The organism is Serratia marcescens subsp. marcescens ATCC 13880, assembly GCF_017299535.1.
In the GTDB taxonomy this organism is placed as follows: domain Bacteria; phylum Pseudomonadota; class Gammaproteobacteria; order Enterobacterales; family Enterobacteriaceae; genus Serratia; species Serratia marcescens.
In genome coordinates, this window is record NZ_CP071238.1 from 1,622,031 (window position 1) to 1,645,947 (window position 23,917).

The 23,917-nt window shown below is 49.0% G+C and carries 18 protein-coding genes; 15 read left to right on the top strand and 3 right to left on the bottom strand.

Features of this window, described 5'->3' with window-relative positions:
* Positions 1–2: 2 nt before the first annotated feature.
* The gene (metG, locus tag J0F90_RS07740) at positions 3–2,030 is read right to left on the bottom strand and encodes a methionine--tRNA ligase (protein WP_033640877.1); all 2,028 of its coding nucleotides are present in this window, start codon (positions 2,028–2,030) and stop codon (positions 3–5) included.
* A 159-nt stretch (positions 2,031–2,189) separates the two neighbouring features.
* On the opposite strand from metG, the gene apbC reads away from it, so the two are divergent.
* A complete protein-coding gene (gene apbC / locus J0F90_RS07745; RefSeq protein WP_016928441.1) occupies positions 2,190–3,302 on the top strand; it encodes an iron-sulfur cluster carrier protein ApbC in 1,113 nt (370 codons plus the stop codon).
* 44 nt (positions 3,303–3,346) lie between these two features.
* Here apbC and J0F90_RS07750 read toward each other — a convergent pair whose 3' ends face one another.
* A complete protein-coding gene (locus tag J0F90_RS07750; protein ID WP_033640876.1) occupies positions 3,347–3,976 on the bottom strand; it encodes a phosphatase PAP2 family protein in 630 nt (209 codons plus the stop codon).
* A 228-nt stretch (positions 3,977–4,204) separates the two neighbouring features.
* Here J0F90_RS07750 and udk point away from each other — a divergent pair, with 228 nt between their 5' ends.
* The 4 genes from udk (at position 4,205) to dcuC (ending at position 8,958) form a co-directional block, all read left to right on the top strand.
* Complete coding sequence (gene udk, locus J0F90_RS07755; protein ID WP_004938922.1) at positions 4,205–4,846, top strand: uridine kinase; 642 nt, start codon at positions 4,205–4,207, stop codon at positions 4,844–4,846.
* Between the two features lie 125 nt (positions 4,847–4,971).
* Positions 4,972–5,553: a dCTP deaminase gene (gene dcd / locus J0F90_RS07760; protein WP_019454407.1), complete on the top strand. Its 582-nt coding sequence runs from the start codon at positions 4,972–4,974 to the stop codon at positions 5,551–5,553.
* Positions 5,554–5,597: 44 nt separating this feature from the next.
* Positions 5,598–7,430, top strand: a complete 1,833-nt coding sequence (gene asmA, locus J0F90_RS07765) for an outer membrane assembly protein AsmA (RefSeq protein ID WP_033640875.1) — start codon at positions 5,598–5,600, stop codon at positions 7,428–7,430.
* A gap of 175 nt (positions 7,431–7,605) precedes the next feature.
* Positions 7,606–8,958 carry an anaerobic C4-dicarboxylate transporter DcuC gene (gene dcuC / locus J0F90_RS07770; RefSeq protein ID WP_033640874.1) on the top strand — a complete coding sequence of 451 codons (1,353 nt, stop codon included), beginning with the start codon at positions 7,606–7,608 and terminating at the stop codon, positions 8,956–8,958.
* Between the two features lie 31 nt (positions 8,959–8,989).
* Here dcuC and J0F90_RS07775 read toward each other — a convergent pair whose 3' ends face one another.
* Complete coding sequence (locus J0F90_RS07775) at positions 8,990–10,573, bottom strand: TerC family protein (RefSeq protein ID WP_033640873.1); 1,584 nt, start codon at positions 10,571–10,573, stop codon at positions 8,990–8,992.
* Positions 10,574–11,184: 611 nt separating this feature from the next.
* On the opposite strand from J0F90_RS07775, the gene galU (J0F90_RS07780) reads away from it, so the two are divergent.
* From galU (J0F90_RS07780) to wbaP, 10 genes are all read left to right on the top strand, one after another.
* The gene (galU, locus tag J0F90_RS07780) at positions 11,185–12,081 is read left to right on the top strand and encodes a UTP--glucose-1-phosphate uridylyltransferase GalU (protein WP_028127951.1); all 897 of its coding nucleotides are present in this window, start codon (positions 11,185–11,187) and stop codon (positions 12,079–12,081) included.
* Positions 12,082–12,134: 53 nt separating this feature from the next.
* Positions 12,135–13,028 carry a UTP--glucose-1-phosphate uridylyltransferase GalU gene (gene galU, locus J0F90_RS07785; protein ID WP_016928435.1) on the top strand — a complete coding sequence of 298 codons (894 nt, stop codon included), beginning with the start codon at positions 12,135–12,137 and terminating at the stop codon, positions 13,026–13,028.
* A gap of 437 nt (positions 13,029–13,465) precedes the next feature.
* Entirely contained in the window at positions 13,466–14,602 is a 1,137-nt protein-coding gene (locus J0F90_RS07790) for a polysaccharide export protein (protein ID WP_033641459.1), read from the top strand.
* A gap of 9 nt (positions 14,603–14,611) precedes the next feature.
* Positions 14,612–15,046 (top strand): arsenate reductase/protein-tyrosine-phosphatase family protein, encoded by a 435-nt coding sequence (locus J0F90_RS07795; RefSeq protein WP_071796755.1) that lies wholly within the window; start codon positions 14,612–14,614, stop codon positions 15,044–15,046.
* Positions 15,047–15,058: 12 nt separating this feature from the next.
* Positions 15,059–17,233: a tyrosine-protein kinase Wzc gene (gene wzc / locus J0F90_RS07800; protein WP_033640872.1), complete on the top strand. Its 2,175-nt coding sequence runs from the start codon at positions 15,059–15,061 to the stop codon at positions 17,231–17,233.
* Positions 17,234–17,481: 248 nt separating this feature from the next.
* A complete protein-coding gene (locus J0F90_RS07805) occupies positions 17,482–18,636 on the top strand; it encodes a glycosyltransferase family 4 protein (RefSeq protein ID WP_072009683.1) in 1,155 nt (384 codons plus the stop codon).
* 341 nt (positions 18,637–18,977) lie between these two features.
* Positions 18,978–20,093 (top strand): hypothetical protein, encoded by a 1,116-nt coding sequence (locus J0F90_RS07810; protein WP_126186486.1) that lies wholly within the window; start codon positions 18,978–18,980, stop codon positions 20,091–20,093.
* Positions 20,094–20,116: 23 nt separating this feature from the next.
* Positions 20,117–21,193: a glycosyltransferase family 4 protein gene (locus J0F90_RS07815; protein ID WP_072009682.1), complete on the top strand. Its 1,077-nt coding sequence runs from the start codon at positions 20,117–20,119 to the stop codon at positions 21,191–21,193.
* Positions 21,190–22,281 (top strand): glycosyltransferase, encoded by a 1,092-nt coding sequence (locus J0F90_RS07820; protein WP_033640870.1) that lies wholly within the window; start codon positions 21,190–21,192, stop codon positions 22,279–22,281. The genes J0F90_RS07815 and J0F90_RS07820 overlap by 4 nt, the downstream gene beginning before the upstream one ends.
* Before the next feature lie 199 nt (positions 22,282–22,480).
* Positions 22,481–23,893 (top strand): undecaprenyl-phosphate galactose phosphotransferase WbaP, encoded by a 1,413-nt coding sequence (gene wbaP, locus J0F90_RS07825; protein ID WP_015377232.1) that lies wholly within the window; start codon positions 22,481–22,483, stop codon positions 23,891–23,893.
* Positions 23,894–23,917 lie beyond the last annotated feature (24 nt).

The window sequence follows — 23,917 nt, forward strand, 5'->3', positions numbered from 1 at the left end:
GATTACTTGACCTGCATGCCAGGCTGCGCGCCGCTGTCCGGGCTCAGCAGGAAGATCTCTTTCCCACCGGGGCCTGCCGCCATCACCATGCCTTCTGAAATGCCGAAGCGCATTTTGCGCGGCGCCAGGTTGGCGACCATGATGGTCAGGCGGCCTTCCAGCGCTTTCGGATCCGGGTAAGCGGAGCGGATGCCGGAGAAGATCTGGCGCGATTCACCGCCCAGGTCCAACTGCAGTTTCAGCAGTTTGTCGGAGCCTTCGACAAAGTCGGCGCTCTTGATCAGGGCGATGCGCATGTCCACCTTGGCGAAGTCGTCGAAGGTGATGGTTTCCTGAATGGGATCATCGGCCAATGGACCGGTCACCGGTTTGGCGGCGGCCATGTCTTCCTTCGAGGCGTTGACCATTTCGCTGACCTTGTCCAGATCGATGCGGTTGAACAGCGCTTTGAATGCGTTCACCTGATGGCCCAGCAGCGGTTGCGGGATCGCGTCCCAGCTCAGCTCGGCGTTGAGGAACGCTTCGGCACGTTCGGTCAGCGAAGGCAGCACCGGCTTCAGGTAAGTCATCAGCACGCGGAACAGGTTAATGCCCATCGAGCAGATGGCCTGCAGATCGGCATCGCGGCCTTCTTCTTTCGCCACCACCCACGGCGCCTGCTCATCCACGTAACGGTTGGCCAGATCGGCCAGCGCCATGATTTCGCGGATCGCGCGGTTGAACTCGCGGCCAGCGTAGGCTTCGGCGATGCTCTGCGCCGCGTCGACGAAGGTCTGGTACAGCGCCGGATCGGCCAGGCTGTCGGCCAGCTTGCCGCCGAAGCGCTTGTTGATAAAGCCGGCGTTGCGTGACGCCAGGTTCACCACCTTGTTGACGATGTCGGCGTTCACGCGCTGCACGAAGTCTTCCAGATTGAGATCGATGTCATCAATGCGTGAAGAGAGCTTGGCGGCGTAGTAATAACGCAGGCAGTCGGCGTCCAGATGCTGCAGGTAGGTGCCGGCCTTGATGAAGGTGCCGCGCGATTTGGACATCTTGGCGCCGTTCACCGTCACGTAGCCGTGCACGAACAGGTTGGTCGGTTTGCGGAAATTGCTGCCTTCCAGCATCGCCGGCCAGAACAGGCTGTGGAAGTAGACGATGTCCTTGCCGATAAAGTGATACAGCTCGGTGGTGGCGTCTTTGCGCCAGAACTCGTCGAAGTCCAGATCGCCGCGCTTGTCGCACAGGTTCTTGAAGGAACCCATGTAGCCGATCGGCGCGTCCAGCCAGACGTAGAAGTATTTGCCCGGCGCATCCGGGATTTCGAAGCCGAAGTAAGGCGCATCGCGGGAGATGTCCCACTGCTGCAGACCGGATTCGAACCACTCCTGCATCTTGTTCGCCACCTGCTCTTGCAGCGCGCCGGAGCGCGTCCACGCCTGCAGCATTTCGCTGAAGGCCGGCAGATCGAAGAAGAAGTGCTCCGAGTCGCGCATCACCGGCGTCGCGCCGGAAACTACGGACTTCGGATCGATCAGTTCCGTCGGGCTGTAGGTGGCGCCGCACACTTCGCAGTTGTCGCCGTACTGATCCGGCGATTTGCATTTAGGGCAGGTGCCCTTCACGAAACGGTCCGGCAGGAACATGCCTTTCTCCGGATCGTACAGCTGAGAAATGGTGCGGTTCTTGATAAAACCGTTTTCTTTCAGGCGGCTGTAAATCAGGGTGGACAGCTCACGGTTTTCATCGCTATGGGTCGAATGGTAGTTGTCATAGCTGATGCCAAAGCCGGCGAAATCCTGTTGGTGCTCTTGGCTCATCTCCGCGATCATTTCTTCCGGTTTCACACCCAGTTGCTGCGCTTTCAGCATGATCGGCGTGCCGTGCGCGTCGTCCGCGCAGATGAAATGCACTTCGTGGCCGCGCATTCGTTGGTAACGCACCCAGATATCCGCCTGGATGTGCTCGAGCATGTGGCCGAGATGGATGGAACCATTTGCGTACGGTAGCGCGCACGTCACCAATAATTTTTTCGCGACTTGAGCCATAGTGAGAACTTGCTTTCTGTAATGAATAAAAGGGCCTTCGATGTTAACCGATCGCGCCCTTCGCTGCTAGGGCGGTTTCTTACAGGTTATACGCGCCAGCTACCGGGCAGTTCTGATATGCTTAGCCGGAAGCGACTCATTCAAAATCAAGGAGCCGGGATGAACGCAAAATCCCCTGAGCAGACCAACCCCGAAGTTCTGCGCGCCCTGGTGACCGGTGTACTGGCCGCCTTTGAACACCCGACGTTGAAAAACAACCTGACCGCGCTGAAGGCTATTCATCACTGCGCATTATTGGACGACGTACTGCATATCGAACTGACGATGCCGTTTGCCTGGCAGAGCGGTTTTGAAGCGCTGCAGGCGAGCGTCGGCCCTGAGCTGTTGCGCGTGACCGGCGCCGCCGCCATCGACTGGAAGCTGAAACACGATATCACGACGCTGAAACGCGCCAACGGCCAAGCCGGGATCAAAGGCGTGCGCAACATCATCGCCGTCAGCTCCGGCAAAGGCGGGGTGGGGAAATCCAGCACCGCCGTCAACCTGGCGCTGGCGCTGGCCGCCGAAGGCGCCAAGGTCGGCATTCTGGACGCCGACATTTACGGCCCGTCGATCCCCAATATGCTGGGCACCGAACATGAACGGCCGACTTCGCCGGACGGGCAGCACATGGCGCCGATCATGGCGCACGGCCTGGCGACCAACTCCATCGGTTATCTGGTGACCGACGACAACGCCATGGTGTGGCGCGGCCCGATGGCCAGCAAGGCGCTGATGCAGCTGCTGCAGGATACGCTGTGGCCGGATCTGGATTATCTGGTGCTGGACATGCCGCCGGGCACCGGCGACATTCAGCTGACGCTGTCGCAGAACATTCCGGTGACCGGCGCGCTGGTGGTCACCACGCCGCAGGATATCGCCCTGCTGGATGCCGCCAAGGGCATCGTGATGTTCGAGAAAGTGCATGTGCCGGTGCTGGGCATCGTCGAAAACATGAGCGTGCACATCTGCAGCCACTGCGGCCACCATGAGCCGATCTTTGGCACCGGCGGCGCCGAGAAGCTGGTGCAGAAATATAACAGCCGTCTGCTGGGGCAGATGCCGCTGCACATCTCGCTGCGCGAAGATCTGGATCGCGGTACGCCGACGGTGATCAGCCGCCCGGAGAGCGAATTCGCCGACATGTATCGTCAACTGGCCGGCCGCGTGGCCGCGCAGATGTATTGGCAGGGTGAAGCGATCCCGACGGAGATTGCCTTCCGCGCGCTGTAATCTGCCTATGGCGATGAAAAACCCGGCTTAAGCGCCGGGTTTTTTTATGGGATGCGGGTAGGGTTGTGCAAATCTGCCCGGGTATAAGGGCGTTCGATCTGCGCCAGCGTTTTGGCGATATGTTCCAGCAATCCCTGGGTGGGGGCCGGCTGCCGCTGTCCCATCAGCGCCAACGGCAAGGCCAGCGCGATGGCCAAATGCGGCCAGGCAAGCTGTGGTCGCGCTTTCCCTCGCTGCAGCCATAAAAACAGCGCGCTGGCCAGGTAGCCTAACATCAGCCCGCTGATGACCTCGGATACCGAATGCACGCGGATTTCCAGGCGCGACACGCCGATGGTGAAAGGCAATATCCATCCGGTCACCAGCGCGATGCTGCGCACCGGATGGGAAAATCGACCGGTTAAAGCCCAAAGCAGCGGCGGCCAGATGCTGGCCGCGAGGGCCGAATGGCCGCTGAATCCGGTGAAATCATAACTTGCGCTACCAATGCCCCAGCCCATAAAGGCCAACTTGGACAGGCAGACCAGTCCGCCGGTGAAACCGAAAATCAGCGCCCATTGCCAACCTGCAACGCGGGTGGCGGGCGATGCGAGCAGCAATAAAAACAGAATCAGCGCGCAGGGCAGCAGCAGCATGCTGTCGCCGAAAAAAGTCAAAAAATACCAATCCAGCACATCATTCTCCGATGAAAGACTACGGGGTCCCTAAGTCAGCGCAGGAGTGTAACCTGTTGCGGGGCATCGCCCTAGCCGTGAGAATCTTAAAATGCCGCGTGCCCGTGGCGTGGCAGCCCGAATTCACCCGCCGCCGCGCAATATACAGTGGCGCAATCCCCGGCGACTCCCTATAATTGTCGCGTTTTAGTTCCCCCCTTCACACTATGAAATCAGGTCTTTAATTTTATGACTGACAATCCGCATCAGTGCGTCATTATTGGTATAGCTGGCGCATCTGCCTCCGGAAAAAGCCTTATCGCCAGCACGTTGTACCGCGAACTCCGCGAGCAAGTCGGTGATGAGCACATCGGCGTTATTCCAGAAGACAGTTACTATAAAGACCAGACTCACCTGACCATGGAAGAACGGGTCAAAACCAACTATGACCACCCGAGCGCCATGGATCATAACCTGCTGTTCCAGCATCTGCAGATGCTGAAGGCCGGTAAGGCGATCGAGCTGCCGCTGTATAGCTACACCGAACACACGCGCAAGAAAGAAACCGTCCACCTGGAACCTAAAAAAGTGATCATTCTGGAAGGGATCTTGCTGCTGACGGATATCCGTTTGCGCCAGGAGATGAACTTCTCGATCTTCGTCGACACGCCGCTGGATATCTGCCTGATGCGCCGTATGAAGCGCGACGTCAACGAGCGCGGTCGCTCGATGGATTCGGTGATGGCGCAATACCAGAAGACCGTGCGCCCGATGTTCCTGCAATTTATCGAACCTTCCAAACAATACGCCGATATCATCGTCCCGCGCGGTGGCAAAAACCGTATCGCGATCGATATTCTGAAAGCCAAAATCAGCCAATTCTTTGAATAATGCCCCTTAATGGCCGGAAATGTGCATTTCCGGCCGGCGGCCAACTATTTGCACCCCGGCGTAGACCTTTCGCCCGTTGTGTGGCAATTTTTGTTTAGTTATGCGTTTTGATGGAGAAGAGAGACATGAGACTGTGCGACCGCGATATAGAAGCCTGGCTGGATAGCGAGAAACTGGTGATTTCCCCGCGCCCGCCGCTCGAACGCATCAACGGGGCCACAGTAGATGTCCGTTTGGGCAATCAGTTCCGCGTGTTCAGTGGCCATACCGCGCCTTTTATCGATCTTAGCGGACCGAAAGACGAAGTCAGCGCCGCGTTGGATCGCGTGATGAGCGACGAGATTGTCCTGCCGGAAGGCGAGGCATTCTTCCTTCATCCCGGCGAGCTGGCCCTGGCGGTGACGTTTGAATCCGTGACGTTGCCGGACGATCTCGTGGGTTGGCTCGACGGCCGTTCTTCTCTGGCGCGCCTGGGGCTGATGGTACACGTCACTGCGCACCGTATCGATCCGGGCTGGCATGGGCGCATCGTGCTGGAGTTTTACAACTCCGGCAAGCTGCCGCTGGCGCTGCGGCCGGGGATGCTGATTGGCGCCTTGAGTTTTGAGCCGTTGTCCGGCCCGGCGGCCCGGCCTTATAACAGCCGGCAGGACGCAAAATATCGCGATCAGCAGGGCGCAGTAGCCAGTCGAATCGACAAGGACTAACGGCGCGGGATGCACCGTCGGTGTGGCGCTGACAAGAGGGTGGCATGAGAAGATTACTGACGACATTGGCGATTTTATTGGTGGTCGTGGTGGCGGGAATGTCCGCGCTGGTACTGCTGGTCAATCCGAATGATTTTCGCGGTTATATGGTCAAAAAGGTCGAGCAGAAGAGCGGCTACCAGCTAACGCTTGAAGGCGACCTGCGTTGGCATATCTGGCCGCAGCTCAGTATTTTGGCCGGGCGCATGACGCTGACCGCGCCGGGCGCCAAGGCGCCGGTGGTGAGCGCGGAAAACATGCGCCTTGACGTCAAACTGTTGCCGCTGCTGTCGCATCAGCTGTTTGTGAAACAGGTGATGTTGAAAAATGCCGTCATTCGTCTCACGCCCGACAGTGAAGAGCACTCGCAAGTGGACGCCCCGATTGCGCCGGCCGGCAGCGGCGCTGATGCGGCAGACACGGCCTGGAAGTTCGACATCGATAACTTGCGCGTCGTGGACAGCCTGCTGATTTGGCAGCGCGCCGACAACGCGCAAATCAATGTCCGGGACATCAATCTTACCCTGCAGCAAACGGAGAAACGGCAGGCGCAGCTTGAACTGTCCAGCCGGGTCAACCGAGATCAGCGCGACCTGGCCTTCAGCATGACGGCCGATATCGATCTGCAGCAGTTCCCGCACCAGATCGGCGCCAAAGTGACCCAGTTCAATTATCAACTGGCCGGGGCGGACATTCTTAACGGCGGCATTCAGGGCGAGGGCAATGCCCAGGTGGTCTATCAACAGACGCCGGCACAGATTGCCGTCAGCCAGCTGAACGTCAGCGCCAACAACAGCCAGTTGGCCGGCGATATCAGCGCCACGCTGGGGGCGGTGCCGGGCTATGTGGTGAATCTCAATTCAGCTAACCTCGATCTCGACGCGCTTTCCGGCTGGCAATCCAGCACCAATACCGCCGAACAGCCCGCCGTAACCGCCCCGCCGGTGATCGCCAGCCAGGTCGACGATCGGCAGCAGAACCTGGAAGCGCTGCGCGATTTCAACGCGCAGTTGAACCTGCAAGCGGCGCAGTTGACCTATCGCGGTATGAACGTCACCCAATTGGCCGTTGCCGCGGACAATCAACGCGGCCTGCTGACGCTGCATAAGCTTGCCGGGCACTTGGCCGGCGGTGATTTCTCCTTGCCGGGATCGCTCGACGCACGCGGCAATAAACCGGTCATCAGCGTGCAACCGACGCTGAACCAAATTGAGCTGGGCACGGTACTCAAAGCTTTCGACATGCCGCAGATGCTGACCGGCAAGTTCAGCATGAAAGGGGATCTGACCGGCGATCGCCTCTCTTCACAGTCATTTGAGCACCGCTGGCGCGGTACGGCGCAGCTGGCGATGCAGGATGCGCAACTGCACGGTTTGAACATCCAGCAACTGATCCAACAGGCCGTGGCGCGCAATGACAACAGCGTGCGCGGTCAAGACAGCTATCAGCGCTATACCGAAGTCAAAAATGTTTCGGCGCAAGCTACCCTGAACCAGGGCACGATCAAACTCAGCGGCCTGACGGCGGATTCGCCTTTGCTGGCGCTGACCGGCGCCGGCAGCATCGATATGCCGGGCAAACAGTGTGATATGGCGCTTAACGTGCGCGTCACCGGCGGTTGGCAAGGGCGCGGCGAGCTGATCGAACAGCTGCAAAAAACGCCGATCCCGCTGCGGGTCTACGGGCCGTGGCAACAGCTGAATTATCAACTGCAGGTCGATCAGGTGCTGCGTAAAACGCTGCAGGATCGGGCCAAGGATGCGCTGAACAAGTGGGCTGAAAAGAACAAGGGTTCGCGCGAGGGTCAGGATCTGAAAAAGCTGCTCGACAAGCTGTAATCCCTCCTGACGCGGGCCGTTTTGCGGCCCGCGTCAGTATCGACGTTTCCCGCGATAATTTCCCTCCGTTACCTTGATGAAGGTCATGAAGACCCGCGATCAATTTGTGCAGAGTAAGGGCGCATTCTGCTATGACTATGCGCCTGAGCGCGAAAAAATGACGAGTTGAGGAAACATGATAGAGCTTCTTATTGGCGCGGCGGTGGCGGCGGGCGTGGGCCGTTATATCATCAAAGGGTATTCCGCCACGGGCGTCTTGATGGTGGGAGGGCTGCTGCTGCTTGGCATCAGCGCCCTGATGGGGAAAACGCTGTTGCCGTCCGGCGCCGCATCTACCGGCTGGCGCGCGACCGATATGATCGAGTACGTCAAGATCTTGCTGATGAGCCGCGGCGGCGATCTGGGCATGATGATCATGATGCTGTGCGGTTTCGCCGCCTATATGACGCATATCGGCGCCAACGACGTGGTCGTCAAGCTGGCCTCGCGCCCATTGCAGATGATCAATTCGCCTTATCTGCTGATGGTGGCGGCCTATTTTGTCGCTTGCCTGATGTCATTGGCGGTTTCTTCCGCGACTGGACTCGGCGTATTGCTGATGGCGACGCTGTTCCCATTGATGGTGAACGTTGGCATTAGCCGCGGCGCCGCGGCGGCCATTTGCGCTTCGCCGGCGGCGATTATCCTGGCGCCGACTTCCGGCGACGTGGTGCTGGCAGCCAAGGCGGCGGAAATGCCGCTGGTGGACTTCGCGTTCAAAACCACGCTGCCTATCTCGATTGCGGCCATCGTCTGCATGGCCGTGGCGCACTTTTTCTGGCAGCGTTATCTCGATAAGAAGAGTGATGAACAGCACCACATCATGGACGTCAGTGAAATAAAAACGCATGCGCCGGGGTTCTACGCGATATTGCCGTTTACGCCGATCCTCGGCGTGCTGATCTTCGACGGCAAATGGGGGCCGGAGCTGCACATTATTACCGTGCTGGTAGGGTGCATACTGTTGGCGGCAGTGATCGAGTTCGTGCGCAGCTTCAGCGCCAAACAGGTATTCAGCGGCCTGGAAGTGGCGTATCGCGGTATGGCGGATGCATTCGCCAGCGTGGTGATGCTGTTGGTGGCCGCGGGTGTCTTCGCGCAAGGGTTGAGCACTGTCGGCTTTATCAGCGGGTTGATCGGGTTGGCGCAGTCGTTCGGTACCGGCGGTTTGATCATGATGCTGGTGTTGGTGGTGATCACCATGCTGGCGGCCATGACCACCGGCTCCGGCAATGCGCCGTTCTATGCGTTTGTCGAACTGATCCCGAAACTGGCGGCACAGATGGGCGTGAATCCTGCCTATCTGGTGATCCCGATGCTGCAGGCCTCTAATCTCGGCCGTACGCTGTCGCCGGTTTCCGGCGTGGTGGTGGCGGTCTCCGGCATGGCGAAAATCTCGCCGTTTGATGTGGTGAAGCGTACTTCAGTGCCGGTAATTGTCGGGTTGGTGGTGGTGATCGTGGCGACGGAGCTGCTGGTTCCCCAGTAAAAGGAAGGCCGGGCGATGCCCGGCCTCGATGTTAAACCTCGTACTCCTCCGGTGGAGGCGGCGGGGTGATATTCACTTTCAGGATGCGGTGGCTGTTGACCTCCAATGGTTCGAACAGGTAGTCACCGATCTTGATTTGTTCTCCTTCTTGCGGCACGCGCTGGCTGTGTTCCATCAACAGCCCCGCCAGCGTGTGGTATTCGCGCTTTTCTTCCAGCGGCATCGGCAGATACAACACCAGATCTTCCAGCGGCATATAGCCGTTGGCGGTCCAGCTGCCGTCCTCGTTTTGCTGAATGTCGTGGCGTGCGTCCACCTCTTCGCCGGCCTCCGGCAGGTTGCCGGCGATGGTTTCCATCACGTCCGTCAGGGTGACGACGCCTTCGACGGAGCCGAACTCATCGACCACAAAGGCAAAATGCGTCTGCGCCTGGCGGAATTGCTCCAGGGCGCTTAACAGCGTGAGCTGCTCCGGGAAGATCAACGGTTGGCGTATCAGCGCTCGCAGATCCAGCGGCGCCTGCGCCAGTTGCTGTTTGAGGACGTCGATGGTGTGGATCACGCCCAGCGGTTCGTCGCTGGCGCTGCTTTCCACCACCACGATGCGCGTGTGCTGATTACGTTCCAGCAACTGCGTCAGCTTTTCCTGCGGATCGTTCAGCTCAAGGTATTCGACGTCGTGACGCGAGGTCATGATGCTACTGACCGTACGCTGCGCCATGCCGAGTACGCGTTCGATCATGCGCCGCTCTTGCTGATTGAAGATCTCGCCGTTTTCGCTGTCGCTGTCCGCCAGCAGGTTGGCGGAATGGCTGTCGACTTCCGCTTCTTCATGTTTGCCGCTCAGCATGCGCAGCACCGCTTCGGCGGTGCGTTCACGCAGGGGCCGCACCTTCGACAGGAAGCGACGGCGGTTGAACTGCGCCAGCTGGTTCAGCGCCTCGATCATGACCGAGAAGCCGATCGCCGCGTAGAGGTAGCCTTTAGGAATGTGATAGCCAAAGCCCTCAGCCACCAGGCTAAAGCCAATCATCAGCAGGAAGCTCAGGCACAGGATAACGATAGTCGGGTGCGCGTTGACGAAGCGCGTCAGCGGTTTGCTGGCCAACAGCATCAGGCCGATGGCGATACAGACCGCGATCATCATCACCGCCAGGTGATCGACCATCCCCACCGCGGTGATCACCGAGTCGAGCGAGAAAACGGCGTCCAGCACCACGATCTGCGCCACTACCGGCCAGAAACGTGCGCCTTTGCGCGCGCCGTGCTGCTCTTCGTCCTTGCCTTCCAGCCGCTCGTTCAGCTCCATGGTGGCTTTGAACAGCAGGAATATCCCGCCGACCAGCATGATCAGATCGCGGCCGCTGAAGGGGTGCTCCGCGACGATGAACATCGGTTTGGTCAGCGTCGCCAGCCACGAGATGGAGGCGAGCAGCGCCAGACGCATGACCAGCGCCAGCAACAAACCGACGACACGGGCCTTATCTCTTTGTTGTTTTGGTAATTTGTCCGCCAGAATGGCGATGAAGACAAGGTTGTCTATACCCAGCACGATTTCCAGCACGACCAAAGTGGCCAGGCCGGCCCAAATTGTTGGATCAGCGATCCATTCCATACGCCCAATTTCACCTGTAAGTTCTACGGCTTATGCCGCACGGGAATGATGGGCGTTGAGGCGGCAAAATTCAACTTTAATCGGGAGGATGTGGTTCAGAACAGGAGGATTGCCGTAAACATCGATCGGCGCCGAGCGGCCAAAGGAATCAAGGGCCTGGGGAGCAAATATCTACCGGGATGCCATGCGCTCAGAAAAGAAACGCCTTATTAAATTTATTTAAATCAAAACATTAAAACAATTTTCTTTGGCTATGATTCTTATCGGTATGCGGCACGAGTAGTCTTATTCTGAAAACGGCTGACTGGGGGGATCTAAGGCTTGTATCACTTAGACATTAGTATAAGAATCTTAGTCATATAACGGCAGTAACTAACATTGTTTGGTTATAAAGGCACCGGTTTTTTTATTTTTTTGTGAACAGCATGACAGTTCAAACGAAGAATGAGTGCCGCTTTGCATAAAAATTGCCTGTCTCATGCAATGACGTGGGGGGATGCGTCATTAACAGTACTTTGGTAGCTGCAAGCCAAGGGCGGTAGCGTGCCCGATTGGATCCCCTTGTTCACGCTGCACAGATGAATGCAGCGCTACGATGAATTGGAATGAAAATGCAAACAAGACTTAAGGCAGTGATCCCCGTTGCGGGCTTGGGAACCCGTATGTTGCCGGCGACCAAGGCTATCCCTAAAGAAATGTTGCCCGTGGTCGATAAGCCCTTAATTCAGTACATTGTTGCTGAATGCGTGGCGGCGGGGATTAAAGATATCGTATTGGTCACGCATTCATCGAAAAACGCGATTGAAAACCATTTTGACACTTCGTTTGAGCTGGAGGCCATGCTCGAAGCGCGCGTGAAGCGCCAACTCCTGAGTGAAGTGCAAAGCATTTGCCCCCCGGATGTGACCGTGATGCAGGTGCGTCAAGGACAGGCGAAAGGGCTGGGGCATGCGGTGCTGTGCGCCAAACCAATGGTGGGTGATGCTCCTTTCGTTGTGCTGTTGCCCGATGTTTTATTGGATGATTCTACGGCGGATTTGCGCAAAGAAAATCTGGCTAAAATGATCCAACGTTTTGGTGATACGGGTTACAGCCAAATCATGGTTGAACCTGTGCCGGAACAAGATGTGTCCAAATACGGTGTGGTAGATTGCGCAGGCGCGACGATCGCCGCGGGAGAAAGCGCTCCGATGACGGCGGTGGTTGAGAAGCCGGCCCGCGAGGATGCCCCTTCCAATCTGGCCGTCGTCGGCCGGTATGTGCTTGCCGCCGATATTTGGCCGCTACTTGAGAAAACCCCTCCCGGCGCGGGTGATGAGATTCAACTGACCGATGCGATTGCGATGCTGATGGATGAACAAACGGTTGAAGCATTCCATATGAGCGGTAAGTCCCATGATTGTGGCGACAAGTTTGGCTATATGAAGGCGTTTGTGCAGTACGGTCTGCGTCACGGTTCGGAAGGTGAAAATTTCAGCCGCTGGTTGAAGCAGACGTTGGGAAAGTAACAGGCTGTCGCCACTGCGGCTGAAAGCGATCACGAGATTGAATGAGGTCTACCATGACGAAGTTGAAAGCGGTTATTCCCGTTGCCGGATTGGGCATGCGTATGCTGCCGGCGACCAAAGCGATTCCGAAAGAGATGTTGCCAATCGTTGATAAACCGTTGATTCAATACATTGTCAACGAATGCGTCGCGGCGGGGATTAAAGAGATCATCCTGGTGACGCATTCTTCCAAGAACGCCATTGAAAACCATTTCGATACCTCATTCGAGCTGGAGGCGATGCTGGAGGCACGCGTGAAACGGCAACTGCTGGATGAGGTGCAGTCGATAACGCCAAAAGGTGTGACGCTGATGCACATTCGCCAGGGGCAGCCAAAAGGACTGGGACATGCCGTTCTCTGCGCTAAACCGTTGGTCGGTGATTCTCCATTTGTCGTTCTGTTGCCGGACATCTTGCTGGATGACGCAAAAGCCGATTTGAAGAAAGACAACCTGTCACACATGATTGCGCGCTTTGAGCAGAGCGGCCTGAGCCAGGTTTTGGTGCAAAAGGCAGACGAACACGTACTGCATGATTATTCCGTGGTTGAGTGTGAGGCCAGCAACCTGAAACCGGGTGAAAGTGCTCGTATCACATCGATTATTGAAAAACCGGCGCCGGAAACCAAGTTGGAATCCAACTACTCTGCGGTAGGGCGCTATGTCTTGTCTGCCGATATTTGGCCGCTGCTGGAGACCACGGAACCGGGAGCCTGGGGGCGTATTCAACTGACCGATGCGATTGCAGAATTGTTGAAACACAAACCGGTAGAGGCGACGGAGCTGGTGGGGGAATCGTTCAACTGCGGTGAAAAACTGGGTTACCTTCGCGCTTTTGTCACTTATGGGTTGCGGCACCCAACCCAAGGCAAAGCTTTCCGTGAATGGGCTGAACAGCTGTCGCTTTGAACAAGACTGGATGGTTTCCCACCGGCCCGAACACGGCGAGTAAGTCAGGATAGTGGTTGAATTTTGGGGAATTTCACTGTCTCAATTTTTATATTAGTATACATTCAATAGCGGGTTGCTGAGTTGCCTTGGCGAGTGATTTTTGTTCGAGCTTGCCAAGCTACTCTGCAACATACTGTTATTAATACAAATTAAAGTCCTAATCGGCCCCGGTATCGATTTTTCGCCAATGCGAGGCTTCTCAGCTTATTTATCGTACCAATAATAGCTTTGCTCTTATCAACGGCAGATAAACGTTATGGAAAATTGCAACAGGGCGCTTATTGAGAGACGACTCAGCAAGTGTCAGGCATTTTGATAAGGTTACAGCGACGCAGCCACGGTTGGCTAGCATTGTAGCTTTGCAGATACATTTACTTGAAAGTGATGATAATTTGATGGCAAAACGACAATTGAAAGTGATATCGCTATTGATATCAATCAGCGTAATCAGTGGATGCACGGTGTTTCCTGGTCAACATTTGAACACTGTGGGGAAAAATACTGTAAAACAGGAAGATAGCGACTTCAATATTGATGACTTGGTTAATGTTTATCCTGTTACGCCCAAGTTAATCCAGAAATTACGTCCTACCAAAGTGGTTGCTCAGCCCAATTCATCGCTGGAAGCCTCCTTGCGCAATTACGAGTATCGAATTGGCGTTGGCGATGTGTTAAACGTTACCGTTTGGGATCACCCTGAACTGACTACGCCGGCAGGGCAGTATCGCAGCGCCAGTGATACCGGTAACTGGGTTCAATCTGATGGCACTATTTTTTACCCATATATAGGCAAAGTGAAAGTTGTTGGCAAAACAGTTGGCCAGGTACGTTCGGAAATAAGCGGCCGCTTGGCGCAGTATATCGAAAGTCCTCAGGTTGACGTCAATATCGCGGCTTTCCGTTCACAGAAAACGTATGTGACCGGGGAAGTCAAGACATCGGGGCAACAACCGATCACTAACGTGCCATTAACGGTTCTGGATGCCATTAATGCTGCAGGAGGGCTCAGTGAGAACGCGGATTGGCGTAATATCGTTCTGACGCATGATGGCAAAGAGCAGCGCCTCTCCTTACAGAAACTGATGCAGAACGGTGACTTGACCCAGAATAGGTTGTTGTATCCAGGCGATATTCTTTACGTGCCACGGAATGATGACCTAAAAGTATTCGTCATGGGGGAAGTTAAAACCCCTTCAACGCTGAAAATGGATCGTAGTGGTATGACGCTGACCGAGGCCTTAGGGAATACTGAGGGGATCAGCCAAACCGCTGCTGACGCGACGGGGGTATTCGTTATTCGCCCTCTTCACGGTTCCCAAGGCAACAAGCTGGCGGATATATATCAGTTGAATATGGCTGATGCGGCAGCGATGGTTATGGGGTCAGAGTTCCACCTACAACCTTACGATATTGTTTATGTCACAGCGGCGCCTATCGTTCGCTGGAATCGCGTAATGAGCCAACTGGCCCCGACGATAGCCAGCTTCAATGATCTTACAGAAGGCGCGCTGCGCGTTCGTAATTGGCCATAGGAATGAACGATGTTTGATTCAATCTTGGTTGTTTGCGTAGGTAATATTTGCCGTTCTCCAACGGGAGAGCGATTATTGCAGCGATTGGCGCATGGAAAAAAAATAGCCTCAGCAGGAATTGGAGCTCTTGTCGGTAAACCTGCTGATTCTGTAGCTGTTGAAGTGGCTAATCAGCATAATTTATCGCTTGACGGCCATATTGCTACACAATTAACCAAAGAAATGTGCCGAGAATATTCGCTTATATTAGTTATGGAAAAAGGGCATATTGATGCTGTATGTCGTTTGGCTCCCGAAGTAAGGGGTAAAACGATGCTGTTTGCCCATTGGCTTGGGCAGCGGGAAATTCCAGATCCGTATGGTAAAAGCCATGAGGCTTTTGAATTTGTATACCGCTTACTTGCTGATGGCGCTGAAAAATGGGCGCAGGCATTAAATCGTTAATCAGAGATTACAATGACTGAAAATACAAAGATGAATACTGCTGCAAATAATAGCAATGATGAGATCGATTTAGGTCGATTGTTAGGTACATTATTAGATCATCGTTGGTTGATTATTGGTGTAACTGCATTGTTTGCGGTAGTCGGGGTTGTGTATTCTCTATTTGCGACCCCGGTATATCAATCTGACGCGTTAGTCCAAGTAGAACAGAACGCTGGTAATTCGTTACTCAACAATCTTACAGAAATGTTACCTTCCAGCCAACCAGGTTCCTCGACAGAAATCGAACTGATTCAGTCGAGATTGGTGACGGGTAAGACAATTGATGATTTGAATCTAGATACGGTTATTGAGCAAAAGTATTTTCCAGTTTTCGGCCAGGGTTGGGCCCGTTTGATGGGAGAGGTACCTGGAGAAATAGCCTTATCACGCCTTACTATACCTGAGTCATGGAAAAGTATCCCATTAGACCTTAAAGTCACTAGTGATAACACTTATAGCTTAAGTAATGATGGGGTTGAAATATTAAAAGGAAAAGTTGGTGAGCTTGCAAGTGGTAATGGTGTATCCCTGCTAATTAGTGGGCTTGGTGCCAAGATTGGCACTGAGTTCACAATTGTACAGCAACCAAAGTTGGTTGCTATTAATGATTTGCTTGCGGTTCTGTCGGTCCAGGATAAAGGAAAAGATACGGGGGTATTGGCACTTAGTTTGACTGGGGCCGACCCAACATTGGTACGTAAAACCCTCGATAGCATCACTCGCAATTATTTACTGCAAAACGTTGAGCGTAAGTCGGAAGAAGCAGCAAAAAGCTTAGAGTTTTTAAAAGAACAGCTCCCTGAAGTTCGTGGAGCATTAGATCTTGCAGAGGATAAGCTCAATCGTTTTAGGCAGCAAAATGATTCTGTCGACTTATCGCTTGAAGCTAAATCTGTGCTGGACAGTATTGTTGCGGTAGAAGCACAATTAAACGAGTTAACTTTTCGTGAAGCAGAAATTTCAAAGCTGTATACCCGTGAACACCCTGCTTATCGGGCTTTGATGGAAAAACGAGCTACGCTTGAGCAAGAGAAAAATCGTCTAAATAAGCGTGTAGGAGGTATGCCAAAAACGCAGCAAGAAATCATTCGTTTAACTAGAGATGTAGATGCTGGCAAAGAAATTTACATGCAATTACTGAATAAACAGCAGGAGTTAAGCATTACCAAAGCAAGTACTGTAGGTAATGTCCGTATTGTGGATCCTGCGGTTACACAGCCAAAGCCCGTTAAACCCAGAAAGTTGCTTATTATCTTGTTGGCGACCTTCTTGGGGGGGATGATTTCAGTTGCTATTGTCTTGTTGAAGACAATATTGCACAAAGGAATTGAAACTCCAGAGCAGCTAGAGCAAGATGGAATTAACGTATATGCGAGTATTCCTCTTTCAGAATGGCAACAGAAAAAAGATCGGGAGACGTTGTTATCTTCAAAACGTAAATCAAATACACGTTCTAATAGTCTCTTAGCTGTAGGCAATCCGGCCGACTTGGCTATTGAGGCTATCCGAAGCTTGAGAACTAGTTTGCACTTTGCCATGTTAGAGTCAAAAAATAATGTACTAATGATTTCTGGTGCAAGTCCGAATATTGGTAAAACTTTTGTCAGTATAAATTTAGCTGCTGTTATTGCACAGGCCGGGCAGCGTGTATTAGTAATTGATGCCGATATGCGTAAAGGTTATTCACACACCTTGTTAGGCGTAGGTTGGCAGAATGGTCTGTCAGACATATTGTCGCAGCAGACAACATTTGAGGAATCTATTCGTAAAACAGAAATTGAAGGTATGGACTTTATCCCTCGTGGGCAGGTTCCACCCAATCCTTCTGAGCTATTAATGCGAATTCGTCTCAAAGAGTTAATTGATTGGGCAAGCAAGAAATATGATATCGTATTAGTAGATACACCGCCCATCTTGGCGGTAACTGATGCTGCTATTATTGGCCACCATGCAGGAACCGCTCTCATGATTGCTCGCTTCAGCATGAATACTGTGAAAGAAATAGAGATCAGTATGCGGCGCTTTGAACAGAATGGCATTGATATTAAAGGTGTTATACTGAATGCGGTGGAGCGCAGAGCGAGTAGCTATTATGGCGGATATGGCTACTATCAATATGAGTACCGTTCGAATGATAAGGCATAGTCAGCACCATATATAATCATGATGTCAGGTGGGATTAAGTCCCACCTGATATTTTTTTAGGAAAAAATAAATCGTCATCTATAGATTAGTTATCTTGTAAATAATATTAAATACGCGTGATTAGATTATGTTTATTTTGATGGAAAGGTGTTTCAATAATATAAAGGATGCTCTTGTAATGCTTTATAAAACGTAAACTCATTTCCAAATGAAAATTTACAAGCACACTTTATTTTTGGTCAAAAATAATGAAAATACTAATAGTCAATACAATATATGCACCATTTAAAGTCGGTGGAGCCGAGGTTTCTGTACAACTATTAGCCGAGGAGTTGGTGAAAAATGGACATTCAGTACTTGTAGTGACTTTGCATGATAAGGCGAATAAAGAGAAGGCGACTATAAATGGTGTGAATGTACATTACTTGCCACTTAAAAATATTTATTGGCCATTTTTCAACGATGGTGAGAAAAGGAAAAAGTGGGAAAAAATCGCTTGGCATGTTATCGATAATTATAATTTCAAAATGGCAAGATTATTTTCTGAGGAGCTTGACAGTTTCAAACCCGATATAGTTCACACTAATAATATTTGTGGTTTTTCAGTTTCAATTTGGAAAGAGATCAAAAAAAGAGATATTAAACTTATCCACACTTCTCGAGATTATTATCTTTTTCATCCAAGCTCTACATTATACTCAAGAAATAAAAATATAAATGTCAATGCACTATCTGTTAAGTTGTGGTCCTTTTTGAAACGTTCAGCCAGCCACAGAGTTGATACCTATGTTGGCATAAGTGATTTTATTAAAACGTTTCATATCAACAATGGTTTCTTCAAAAGAGATAGCGCTTTTTATATCTATAACGCGGTGAATAGACCTAACTATCAATCGGACAAAGGGAATAAGACTCGTTTTGGATTCATCGGTCGATTGACAAGAGATAAAGGGTTTGATGACTACTGCGAGTTTGCGAGTAACAACCCCGATGCTGTTTACTATGCAGCTGGTCGCTTTCCGAGTGGTAAAGAAGGGGATGAACTAAAAAGACTGGCAGCGAAAAGTAATATTAGATTAATGGGTTTTATATCTATTGATAAATTTTTCTCTCAGGTTGACGTGGCCTTTTTACCAGTAAAATGGCGAGAGCCGTTTGGAAGGGTGGTAGTTGAATGTGTATTTGCTAACAAAATAGTGTTGACAAATGCGGTTGGTGGTATTTCTGAATTGGCCATGCATCTCCCAAATATTTACTTTATTGATAAAGGAAAGGATGTGATTGCAGGGTGTGCTGTGAATGAAGTTACGAACGAGCAACTTAAGATGTTCAGTCAGGATAAAATAACCTTAGAGTATCTTTCAGTTTATCTTCACACCATAAGAAATGGTTCTGTTAATTAGTGATGAAACTTATCGCTACCAATTTTTTAAATATATTGGGGTGCTAGATGGACTTTCTTATATTACAAGATTCAATAGTTTTCTTTTTATTCTTAGCTATTGCTTTTATATACTTTCTCATTATCGCCAAAAAAAACGGCTTCAATATATATACAATAATTTTATTTTCTATTTATATAATATGCTCTTACTCATCATATAATATTATGGTGAAGCCGATACATGACTTCAACATAGCGATACCACGAACGGGGATTTATCATTTCAAAGTTATCGGGCCATTAGCTCCGATTGATATTATATTCTTGCTGCTTTTTGCTTTCGTTTTTATGAAAAAGATAATGACAAGAAGTTTGTTTAGTTATCAGATTGTAAAAAACTCGGCGATAATATCAAAATATATAACTCTCCAGGGCGTTCTGTTGGCGATAATTTCCAGCATGGGATTTGTTGCCTATATGAAAAATGGAGGACAAGGTGAGGTAAACGATCAGCTAATTTATTGTAGAGGGATTATATATTTTCTAGTTTCAATATTTTTATTTCAAAAATCATGTGAAAATTTGAAAGGTTTTGATTTTTATAAATTGTTCAAAATCTTTTGTGTCATTGATGTGCTTAATTTAATATCTGGTTTTATTTCCAGCATAATTTTTCATGACTATGTATGGGAACGGTATGGTGTAAAAATAACAATTATTGATCAAGATAAGGCCACAGCATATTTTGTTATCTACGCATTGCTTATAACTTCACTTTTATTCACCAGGCCATTAAAAAATAAAGTGATTTACATTTCGACCCTGCTTATTGGCATTTTTATGTTTTACAATATGTACAAATTTGTTTTCTCCTTGGCATTTCTCTATATTATTTATGAATTCTTCATCAACGCAATTCGAGGTCGAATAGCGGTGGTAAAAATGTCGTTACTAACAGTAGGCCTAGTTGCAGTAATGTCTACGGTATTGATGCTTTCAAATAGTAAGGCAATGAATACGCGTTCAACACAATTTGGTGACTACTGGGAGTATACAGGTAGTAAATTTCCTGCTATTGCATTGGGAATTGGCTTTGGTGGGCAATACTATTCGCCATCAGATACTGATGATCAGGGGGAGATAAAGCAAATCGACGTTGAGAATGGAACTGCTAACTACCGTAAAAGCATACAAACTCCGTTCTTGAATCAAATAAAAAATGCGGGCTTGATAGGTTTCTTTATAACTATTTTCTTTGCTATCTTTGCTGTCATATATATGGCTAAGATTAATATATCCTTACCTTTTAATATTCTTTATAACGCTATATGCTTTAATATAATGTGGTTTATGTGTAGTGGCAGCATTATGCTTCAACCGACACCAATAGCAATAGTTACTGTCTCCAAGTTATTATTGTTGTTCTACTTGTTGCGAGAAAGAGAAAAAAATAATAATGCCGCAGTTAAAGTTTAGCCATTATTACAAATGGGGTTCTTATGCTTTACATAAATGGTAGGTTCTTGACTCAAGAAATGACTGGTGTGCAGCGTTTTGCTGAGGAAATAACTCGCCAGTTGAATAAAGTAAGAGATGATGTGGTGGTTCTAGCGCCAGAAGGCATTTTGAATAAGTCATTATTTAGTGAGTTTAATATTGAGGTTGTACAAGGAAAAAAGGGTCATTACTGGGAGCAAATCGATCTCCCTCGAGCTCTAAGGAAAAAAGGTGGGCCCTTATTATTGAATTTGTGCAGTACTGCTCCCGCTTTTTATAAGAATCAAATTGTTACTCATCATGATGTGACATACAAACGCTACCCTGATAGTTTTTCTAAGAAATTCAGATTTGTATATGGCCTTCTTGTTCCGATAATGTTGAAGAATAGTCGACATTTGCTTACTGTCAGTGAGTTTTCTAAGAGGGAAATTCATGATTGCTTTGACTACCCTACGGAGAATATCTCAGTTATTTATAATGCGGTAAATAACTCATTTTCAAAGACAGAAGAGAAAGATATAACGAGGGGTGATTACTTGCTTGCTGTTTCCTCTCCTAATTACCATAAAAATTTCCATGGTATGTTATCGGCATTTGAATCTGTATCAGAGAAGTATGAAATATCACTTAAAATAATTGGGAAAACGGCGGTGAGTTTCTCTCAACAGGATTTCTCAAAACTGATATCCAATACTGATAAAGTGGAGTTTATGGGGAGGGTCGACGATAAAACCCTTATACAGCTTTATCAAAATGCGGTGGCTTTTGTTTTTCCATCATATTATGAAGGGTTTGGAATTCCACCGTTAGAGGCTCAATCTTGTGGTTGTCCAGTTATATCATCAAATGCTGCATCTATGCCTGAAGTTTTGCAGGATAGCGTGATATATTTCGATCCGAATAATACGGAAGCGATTTCTGATGCCATGATAAAAATAATCACTGACAATAAATTGAGGGCTGACCTCTCGCGAAAAGGTAATGATAACGTGAAACGTTTTTCTTGGCATTCCTCGGCGGAGAAGATTAGTAAAATAGTTGATGATTTTCAAAATGATGGGTTGTCATCTAAATGAAAGTATTACATGCAGCGGAAACAATAAAAGGTGGCGTTGCCACTGTAATGCGCCAACTTGTGGCAGGGCAGATTAACGACGAATCTATTGATGTCAGATGCATTGTTCCTTCGGAGCAAGTGTCTGAATTGGGTGTAGGTAAAGAAAATATCATCGTTTTCTCTCGCTCTGGCAGAGATATTTATTCATTTTTTATTTTCTTCCTTACATTCATTAAAACTATTATTTCGTTTAAACCGGACTTGGTACATCTTCATAGTACATTCTCTGGTTTTATGGGGAGGGTTGCGCTTTATTTATTGTGGCCATTTTACCGACCCAAAGTAATTTATTGCCCTCATGCTTTTTCATTTATGATGAAGGGTGGAGCAAAAAAATTAAAACTATATGCAGCACTTGAGCGTGCTCTTTCGCCTATCACAGATGTCATTATTTGTGTGAGCCAGTATGAGAAAAGCTGCGCAATTGAATACGGCTTATCAGAAAGAAAACTGAAAGTTGTTCATAATGGTGTTCCGGATAAACTACCATCAGGATCAACTTCTAATCCCTTTGAGCCTGATGTGATTAATGCTATTTTCGTTGGAAGGTTTGATTATCAGAAGGGGTTCGATATTTTGCTTGACGCCATGACCAGAGTTAAGGGGGAAGCAATTTTTTTGACTGCCATCGGTAGTGCTGTTCATGGCAAGGATAATCCAAGAGAAATGATGCAAACATCATATACGGGATGGCTCAGCAGTGATGAGTTAGCACCGTATCTTATTAATGCAGATGTATTAGTAATGCCTAGTCGCTGGGAGGGCTTCGCTATGGTAGCGTTAGAAGCAATGAGCTATGGCTTGCCTGTGTTGGCGAGCAATTGTAGTTCATTTCCTGAAATGATTGAAGATGGCCATACTGGAATTCTATTCGAGGCTGAAAACTCAAAAGATTTGGCTAATTATCTTAGGAATACATCTAAAGATCAGTGGGCTAAAATGGGAGAGAATGCTAGAAAGGTTTTTCTCAAAAACTATACCTCAGTGAAAATGTGTAGAAATACGCTATCTATCTACAACTCTTTGGCTGCTGAGACGCAGCGATAAATGTTCTATTGGATATGATTTATTTATTTTTCTGTGTGAGTAAAAATATAAGTCAACTCTATGCTAATTACTTTTTTTTGGTGTGCTGACACTTTTAAAATGTTATGGATGTCAACTTCATGAAAGAAAATTATACTTCTTCGCTATTTCATAAAATAATATTCCTTGGGCGAATCTTATGAGTATGGAAAACGGGTCTATGGCAAATTATATTACTAAGTTATCTTTGGCATTGTCTGATATTTTTTTATTTAATGTTTCAGTATATCTTTCCTATCTTATTATTTATAATGTTTTTGGTGGCATAGAGGAGTTCATTCCGAAAGATGAATTTGCTGTTAGGGCTGCAGCTCAATTTATTCTTTCTGTTTTGTGTGTTATTTGGTTTTGGACTAGACTCCGTCATTATACATATAGAAAACCATTTTGGTTTGAGCTAAAAGAAATCGTCAGAACACTCATTATTTTTGCTATTTTAGATTTGGCGCTTGTTGCTTTCTCAAAATGGAATTTCTCCCGTTATGTATGGATTATATCTTGGGCGTTGATTATTTTTCTTGTTCCTTTAGGCAGATCATTAACAAAAAGAATGCTTAACAAGTTCAACCTCTGGAAGAAGCACACAATAATAATCGGTACTGGAAAAAACGCATTTGAAGCTTACGCTGCACTACAAAGTGAAGAGGTTCTCGGGTTTGAGGTTGCAGCCTTTGTATGCTCAGATGACTCTTGTGCTGAAAACAAATTTAACATTCCTATTATTAGGGATGAGCGAGAGCTATGGAAGTGTTCTGATGTTGAGAGCACTCAATTCATTATTGCGCTTGAATTTGAGCAGCATGCATTACGGGATTGGTGGTTAAAGAATTTGGTGAAACATAATTGCCGTTCAGTTTCTGTCATTCCAACACTACGAGGTGTTCCATTATACGGAACTGATATGTCATTCATCTTTAGCCATGAAGTGATGATCTTGCGTGTAAGTAACAATCTTGCTAAGCGTTCATCAAGGTTATTAAAGAGGGTGTTTGATATAGTAGGATCTCTTTCTATTATCGTTGCCTTAATGCCTATATTGATTTTTTTGGCTTACAAAGTATCGCGAGACGGTGGGAAGGCAATCTATGGACATGAGCGTATTGGATATAATGGAAAGAAGTTTAAGTGCTTAAAATTTCGTTCAATGGTAACTAACTCACAAGAGGTCCTCAGTGAGTTACTTGAAAGAGATCCAGCGGCTCGCGAGGAGTGGAACAAGGATTTTAAACTCAAAAATGATCCTCGAATTACTAAAATTGGTGCGTTTATACGTAAAACTAGCCTTGATGAATTACCACAACTCTGGAATGTCTTAGTAGGTGAAATGAGCTTGGTTGGCCCAAGACCTGTTGTAGAGGCTGAGCTTGAACGATATGCAGGTGATGTTGACTATTATCTTATGGCTAAGCCTGGCATGACGGGATTATGGCAAGTCAGTGGGCGAAATGATATTGATTATGATACTCGTGTTTATTTTGATGCTTGGTATGTAAAAAATTGGGCTCTATGGAACGATATCGCTATCTTGTTTAAAACTATTTCAGTTGTTTTGAAACGGGATGGAGCTTATTAACTTTTGAGTGTTGGATGATAAGGG

Excerpts from the sequence above, each read along its gene's own strand:
- J0F90_RS07810 (WP_126186486.1), top strand. The coding sequence starts at position 18,978 with ATGACAAGAAGTTTGTTTAGTTATCAGATTGTAAAAAACTCGGCGATA.
- J0F90_RS07795 (WP_071796755.1), top strand. The coding sequence starts at position 14,612 with ATGTTTGATTCAATCTTGGTTGTTTGCGTAGGTAATATTTGCCGTTCT.
- J0F90_RS07805 (WP_072009683.1), top strand. The coding sequence starts at position 17,482 with ATGAAAATACTAATAGTCAATACAATATATGCACCATTTAAAGTCGGT.
- J0F90_RS07775 (WP_033640873.1), bottom strand. The coding sequence starts at position 10,573 with ATGGAATGGATCGCTGATCCAACAATTTGGGCCGGCCTGGCCACTTTG.
- metG (WP_033640877.1), bottom strand. The coding sequence starts at position 2,030 with ATGGCTCAAGTCGCGAAAAAATTATTGGTGACGTGCGCGCTACCGTAC.
- wbaP (WP_015377232.1), top strand. The coding sequence starts at position 22,481 with ATGGCAAATTATATTACTAAGTTATCTTTGGCATTGTCTGATATTTTT.
- udk (WP_004938922.1), top strand. The coding sequence starts at position 4,205 with ATGACTGACAATCCGCATCAGTGCGTCATTATTGGTATAGCTGGCGCA.
- asmA (WP_033640875.1), top strand. The coding sequence starts at position 5,598 with ATGAGAAGATTACTGACGACATTGGCGATTTTATTGGTGGTCGTGGTG.
- wzc (WP_033640872.1), top strand. The coding sequence starts at position 15,059 with ATGACTGAAAATACAAAGATGAATACTGCTGCAAATAATAGCAATGAT.
- galU (WP_016928435.1), top strand. The coding sequence starts at position 12,135 with ATGACGAAGTTGAAAGCGGTTATTCCCGTTGCCGGATTGGGCATGCGT.
- galU (WP_028127951.1), top strand. The coding sequence starts at position 11,185 with ATGCAAACAAGACTTAAGGCAGTGATCCCCGTTGCGGGCTTGGGAACC.
- dcuC (WP_033640874.1), top strand. The coding sequence starts at position 7,606 with ATGATAGAGCTTCTTATTGGCGCGGCGGTGGCGGCGGGCGTGGGCCGT.
- dcd (WP_019454407.1), top strand. The coding sequence starts at position 4,972 with ATGAGACTGTGCGACCGCGATATAGAAGCCTGGCTGGATAGCGAGAAA.
- J0F90_RS07820 (WP_033640870.1), top strand. The coding sequence starts at position 21,190 with ATGAAAGTATTACATGCAGCGGAAACAATAAAAGGTGGCGTTGCCACT.
- apbC (WP_016928441.1), top strand. The coding sequence starts at position 2,190 with ATGAACGCAAAATCCCCTGAGCAGACCAACCCCGAAGTTCTGCGCGCC.
- J0F90_RS07815 (WP_072009682.1), top strand. The coding sequence starts at position 20,117 with ATGCTTTACATAAATGGTAGGTTCTTGACTCAAGAAATGACTGGTGTG.
- J0F90_RS07790 (WP_033641459.1), top strand. The coding sequence starts at position 13,466 with ATGGCAAAACGACAATTGAAAGTGATATCGCTATTGATATCAATCAGC.